General features: G+C 51.3%; 6 protein-coding genes. All 6 read right to left on the bottom strand.

Annotated features, from left to right (window positions below; translation table 11 throughout):
• Positions 1-223: 223 nt before the first annotated feature.
• Positions 224-763 carry a hypothetical protein gene (locus KE531_18815; GenBank protein MBR9955647.1) on the bottom strand — a complete coding sequence of 180 codons (540 nt, stop codon included), beginning with the start codon at positions 761-763 and terminating at the stop codon, positions 224-226.
• A gap of 263 nt (positions 764-1,026) precedes the next feature.
• Positions 1,027-1,299, bottom strand: a complete 273-nt coding sequence (locus KE531_18820; GenBank protein MBR9955648.1) for a type II toxin-antitoxin system YafQ family toxin — start codon at positions 1,297-1,299, stop codon at positions 1,027-1,029.
• On the bottom strand, positions 1,292-1,573 hold the full coding sequence (locus KE531_18825) for a type II toxin-antitoxin system RelB/DinJ family antitoxin (protein ID MBR9955649.1): 282 nt from the start codon (positions 1,571-1,573) through the stop codon (positions 1,292-1,294). The genes KE531_18820 and KE531_18825 overlap by 8 nt, the downstream gene beginning before the upstream one ends.
• Before the next feature lie 246 nt (positions 1,574-1,819).
• Complete coding sequence (locus tag KE531_18830; protein MBR9955650.1) at positions 1,820-3,349, bottom strand: hypothetical protein; 1,530 nt, start codon at positions 3,347-3,349, stop codon at positions 1,820-1,822.
• Between the two features lie 423 nt (positions 3,350-3,772).
• Positions 3,773-4,999 carry a plasmid recombination protein gene (locus tag KE531_18835; GenBank protein ID MBR9955651.1) on the bottom strand — a complete coding sequence of 409 codons (1,227 nt, stop codon included), beginning with the start codon at positions 4,997-4,999 and terminating at the stop codon, positions 3,773-3,775.
• Between the two features lie 210 nt (positions 5,000-5,209).
• Positions 5,210-5,458, bottom strand: coding sequence for a hypothetical protein (locus tag KE531_18840; GenBank protein MBR9955652.1), 249 nt, complete (start codon positions 5,456-5,458; stop codon positions 5,210-5,212).
• Positions 5,459-5,660 lie beyond the last annotated feature (202 nt).

Below are 5,660 nucleotides of genomic sequence, written 5' to 3' on the forward strand. Positions count from 1 at the left end.
TACCGATAATATCTAATGCGTCTTTGATAGTAGGCATATCCAATTACCTCCTTCGGTGGTACTGTTTCTTACTATTATTATACGCTATTTCTCGTCAAAAATCAACCATTTGTTGTGACAGAGCCATCCAAAATAAAAGAAGAATCAAACCTAAAGCAATTCCTTTACTTGAGAGAATATGTGCTCCTACCGAACACATTAAAATTATAAAATCTTTCATAACTTATTGCCTCCGAAATATCCTATCAAACCAATTTTGCTTCGATTGTACCCCTTTTCCCGGCTGATCCATATTGTCATCACTATTCAAGAATTGCTGCTGAATCGTCCCCGCGTGAAGGGCCTGGGCCGCTGCCGCTGTCTGCTGGGCGGCGGCCAGCGCGTCAGTGAGCCGGGTAATGGTCTGGGCCTGCTGCTCGATCTGCCGGTCTTTCACTTCAAGCTGTCCTTGTAGCGTGTCGATGGTGGCCTGTAAAACAGAAATCACCCCATCAACCGCCGCCATTTTTTCTTCATTTTTGGTTGACGCGCCATCAACCAAACCGTCAACCGCACCCGTCAACTGGTTGTCGGTGGTTGACGGTGTAATTTCAGAAAACGCTTGTTTTATCAGCTTTTCACCGTCAACCTCTACCATCAACCTACCGTCAACCGTTGTCGTCAACCCCTGTAAACTGGTTGACAGTGGTTCACGCTTAATTTTTTTGAAAACAGCTTGCTTTGATACCCCTATCTCGTCGGCTATCTGCCGGATTGTTTTCATACCTTCACGAACAGGCCCACAGGACACACACCCTTAAAACCAGGCGTAGATATGTACCAGCAAGCGGGGCCTGTCGGCTCCCAGGCTACTTCAAGGGTAATCTCGTGCCAGCCATCGGGAAACAAAGCTGTAAATCCTTCTCCTGCGTGTATGCCGCGCCCTTCCAGGAGCAGCCGAGGGTGCGGATCACTGTCCGCCGGATTGGGAAGCTGTATCTGCGCGATCCTCTCTTTATCCCAGCTCATAGACCTTTCCTCCTTCCCCTAAAATAAATCACTATGCGAGCCTGTCCGGGTAAGATATAAAATCAGCTCGTCCCCGTCCACTTCGTAGATCAGCAACCAATCCGGCGTAATGTGGCACTCACGACACCCCGCATAGTCCCCGGAAAGTGGATGATCCCTGTTCTTCTCCGGCAACGGCTCCCCCGCCGCCAGCTTTTTAATAATATCCGTCAGCAAAGAAATATCAAAGCCGCGTTTTTTCACGCGCTTCAAATCCTTCTGAAATTTTGTGGTTGGTCTTATGTTATACATCGGCAAGCAGCTCCTCCATCATCTGATCGACATTGGAATAGGTCTTGCCGAGGCTCGGATCGGCCTTCATTCTCTTTACTTCCTTGATTGCTTCGACGGTTTCAGCGTTCGGCACATCGCCGCTGATTTCAAAGGGTATTCTATACTCCCGCACCGCCTTACGCGCAAAAACATTGAACGCCGTTGTCATTGTCATTCCCATATCAGCACAGAACGCCTCAAACTGCCGCTTCAAATCCGCGTCCATACGAATGTTAATATTTGTATTTGCCATAGATAGCAACTCCTTTCGCTCTTATTATATCCATTGTATATCTTTTTATTTACAATGTCAATATATGCTCCCGCCCGTTTACCCAAGCCCCGGCCCTTAAACTTCTACCCTGGTATGTACGCATTTAGGGGGCAAAAAAGCCTTGATTTATGCGGCTTTCCGGGCGCGGTAGCGAGGGGGCCGGTATATTTTACCCTCGGAGTGCTGAAAACGGCTTCTAAATCGTAACAGGGGCCTTTCTGGGCCTTATTCCTGTCCCCCATTGTGCAGCGCGTCCACCAGCCAATCGCTCAACTCCTGGGAAGGGGACACCCGCACCGTTATATGCCCATTTTCAAAACGCACCGCTGGCGGCGGGCAATCCCACCACTTACGGACGGTTTTCGGATCAAGGCCAGTTTCCCGGTGACAGTCGGCCTTGCGCCCCTCCGGGTGTTGCTGCCGCCATTCATAAACCCGCGCCTGGGCCGTTCCGCTGCCTTTGGGCCGCCCATTTCCTTCCCTCCAATCCTTTTTCCCTTGCTGTTTCGCCTTAATGTCCCGAATAGCTCTTGCAATTTCAAGATGATCTGCTTGTTTTTGAAAATTCCGCTTATTGACCGGCATAGTCAGGCCGGAGAGCTTCGCTATATCGTCCCTGGGGAATGTCACATAGTCCTCGTTGAACATTTCCAGGGCGCAGACTACATCATCTTTTGTGAAGCGGTTTATATCCTCCACGCTCATATCATCGTAGGGCCGGAGCAGCGCAAAAGCGTCCCGGCGCAGCTCGTCCTCGTCTATCCCGCATTTTTTCGCATAAATCGCCAGCGTCATAATGCCATAGAAACGATGGCCCACCCGGATTTCATCGGCGATCCGATGCAGCCACCAGTCATAAAGGTCACGCTTGACCGTCCAGCGGCCCCGCCGCTCCTTCTTGACGATCCGCCGCTCATACCAATCCGGGTACTTCTCTTTCGCCTCGGCCAGCGACAGGCGGCTCTTTCTCATAAGCCCCTCAAGCCGCTGCTGTTCCCCGTTGCTGTCCGGGATATAATCAAGCAGCCGCGCCAGCTCCACCGGCCCGCCAAGCCGGAACGCCCTAACAGGGTACTCACGCCCCAGCTTCGAGCCGGAGCCGACCACCCGAAAGCCCTGCAAAATCCCCTGCATTTGCGGCTCCTTGATGGTGGAAGTAAACTTATTCCAAATCTGCCGGGTGAGGGAATATTTCAGCTCCTTCAAGCATTTCTGGTTGTGCGGGTACATAGGCACCGGCTCTTTCAGCCCATAATACAGGTGAAGCCCTGTCCCGCTGTTTACAACAAAGGTTGCCTGGGGCAGAATATCCTTGTTCATCTGGTGCAGCGTGTCCCGGAGCTGGGGCATACCTACCCCGTCCAGGTCAAACACCAGGGCATAGAGATACCGGGCATTTTTGCCGCACCGCCGCCGCCCAAAATAAGAGATCGGGGACATAATCGTAAAATCAGTGTCTTGCAGCTCCCGCAGCTCGTCCAGCTCGTCAGTAATGGTACAGCGTTTCGCTTTACCGTCCCCCTCAATCTGCAAGGCAATCCCCGTTGCCTTGTCAACCTCACCTTTCGGCACCGTCACCGCAATCCCGTTTCCCTTCCTGTCCTCAAAATGGCCCTTCCTCTCGAAAGATCCTTCCGGGAAGATCTCTCGATAAAACTCATACGGCTCCACTGGCTCCAAAAACTTCTCTAAATGCTCGTTCTTTTCCCTGTAAAGTTCCCGCAGCCGTTCTAAGGCTTCTTGCTGATCCGCCATTCCTTACACCTCTTTTCGTACATTCTGCAAACCCATAGGGGGAAAAGGGGGAGCCAAAGAGCGGCCCCTTCGGGGCCTTAAAGAGAAAGTCACCTCCCCCTTTTCCCCCTCGCTCTGGGGCATGGAAATGATGGAAAACCTTTCAGGTTTACCACATTCCCACACCCCGCCGCTCACCCCCATAACCCCCTCCGACTTTCTCCCTATCCGAGAGAAAATATTTTTATTATTTATCCTGGCCTAAAGGCCATAGGGGGGCATATATTATCAATATATTTTATTCCCTATTTTACGACACACTAACTCCCTGCTATCCCCTGTACCCCATAGGGGGGCATATATTATCAATATATTTTATTCCCTATTTTTACTGTTATTATAGCCTGTCCGGGCGGCTCTTGCAAGGCCCCGGACAGGCTTCTTTTACAGCTCCATACCGCCCCAGGTGTGGCCCCGTTCCTGCTCTTGTTCCGGCTGCTGCACCTCTGGCACAGGTAGCAGCTCCCGCGCCTTTTCGACTAAGGGCCGGAACTGCTCTGGCAAGTGCTGATCCAGAAAGTCCAGCACCGCCCCGATACCTTCCCGGAGCCGCGCCGAAATCCCGCGCTCCCAGCTCAAATCTTCTTCCAGGTATTCCACCTGCACTTTGAGCTGCCGGTTTTCATTTTCAAGCCGCTGCCGCTCCTGGGCCTCCTTCAGCTTTTCTTTCATCGAGGGGATTTTCTGCTGAAGCTGTTGGTTTTCTACCTTCAGCTCCCGCACCTTCTGCTCTGCCGCCGCGCCCCGGATCACCGCCGCCTTCAACTCCTTCACCTGCTCCACTGTCACGCCCTTGACGGCCCCTGTCAGCGTCTTTTCCGGCTGTATCGCGTCCAGATCGGGCTTAACCTTCTCCACCGCTTTCAGCAGCTTCACATTTCCTTGCAGGACCTTTCTCTGTTTTTCCAGGGCCGCGATCTCCTGCTCTGCCGCTATCACCTGTTCCTGGACAGCTTCAAGCCGTTGCGCCGCTGCCCGGTACTCTGGCAGCTCCATATGAGGGCGGCCACCGCCCAGGCTGATAATCTCAAACTCGTGCGCCTGGGCGATTTCCGTTAGGGCTTCTTTCTCCCGTTCCATCCAGGCTTTCCATTCTGTCTGCTTCCGGCCCAGCCCTTCAAATCCCTGCTGCTTTAACGCCTGTTTCATTGATACCCGCGTTGAGAGGCCCCGGCTCTGCTCCGTTGCCACCGGCACGAAGTCCACATGGAGGTGGGGCGTGGCCTCGTCCATGTGCAGCACCATATTGAACACCCGCAGATGAGGGTTGCGCTCCTGGAAGGACGCTGCAAATTCTTTGAGAGCTGCCGCCGCCCGTTCCCCTCCAGGGGAGCCGCACCCACAGTCCTCCAGGTTTCCGATCTGGAAGATTGCCTCGTGGAATAGCTTCTCCTGTTTGCTCTGCCGGATATGCTCGTAGTAGTCTGGTATCTTGTCCCTGGTCTTTTTCTTTTTGGCGTTGTAGTCGGCCAGAGCTTCATCGAAAAGCTCGTGGTACACCTTTTTCAAATCCTCGTTGCAAAAGGTGATATTCTGCCCCGACCTGCTCCGGTCTACATTCGCCGCCGAAAAGCTCCTGTTGTTGTGCCGGATACTTCCCCGGCCCGTCATTCCCGAAATGGTTGTGCCTATAAAATCACCCGTCCCTTTCCTTCAAAAAGCCTATATCCTACTACTCCTATTTTACCATAACTGGCAACAGGCCACAACCTCTTTGTTACTTTCTTGTGAGAAAGTAACGCAAAAGCACTTTCACACCGCCGCCCCGTTTGGGCTGGCAGTATGAAAGTGCTTTTGCGCCCTGCCGGGGGCTAAATATCCTTATTGAATATGTGCCTCTCTTTCTCGTTTTTCTAAAATCGTTTGCGGTATTTCAGCAAATCTTTTCAGAACATAATCCCTTCCCTTTTCTCCTTTCCACTTGTGCCAAAACCAAAGGACACTACAACAAAGCATAATTACCGCTATCATCAAAGCATAGTCAAACCCTGTCTTATTCAGAATCATATAACTTAAAAGCGTGGCACCAACTATACCAATTCCAGATACGCCAAGAGTTAATCTAAGCACTTTTTTCTGCGATAACTCTAAGAAATAATTCTCCCATTTCTCAGAATTAAACCCAAGCTGCTTTCCTTTTATCCAAAAGGCTATGTCACAACAAACAGTTGATAAATAGCCATTTTTATAGGGGAGTATCAGAACTCCCCTATAAACTGTTATTTGCAGTTATCTATACTCATTTGGAATTTCGATATGAAGTGTCTCACAC

The sequence above is a fragment of the Eubacteriaceae bacterium Marseille-Q4139 genome (assembly GCA_018223415.1).
GTDB lineage: Bacteria > Bacillota > Clostridia > Lachnospirales > Lachnospiraceae > CABSIM01.

Bases quoted from the DNA above. Each gene is read 5' to 3' on its own strand.
- KE531_18815 (MBR9955647.1), bottom strand. From the start codon at position 763: ATGAAAACAATCCGGCAGATAGCCGACGAGATAGGGGTATCAAAGCAA.
- KE531_18820 (MBR9955648.1), bottom strand. From the start codon at position 1,299: ATGTATAACATAAGACCAACCACAAAATTTCAGAAGGATTTGAAGCGC.
- KE531_18825 (MBR9955649.1), bottom strand. From the start codon at position 1,573: ATGGCAAATACAAATATTAACATTCGTATGGACGCGGATTTGAAGCGG.
- KE531_18830 (MBR9955650.1), bottom strand. From the start codon at position 3,349: ATGGCGGATCAGCAAGAAGCCTTAGAACGGCTGCGGGAACTTTACAGG.
- KE531_18835 (MBR9955651.1), bottom strand. From the start codon at position 4,999: ATGACGGGCCGGGGAAGTATCCGGCACAACAACAGGAGCTTTTCGGCG.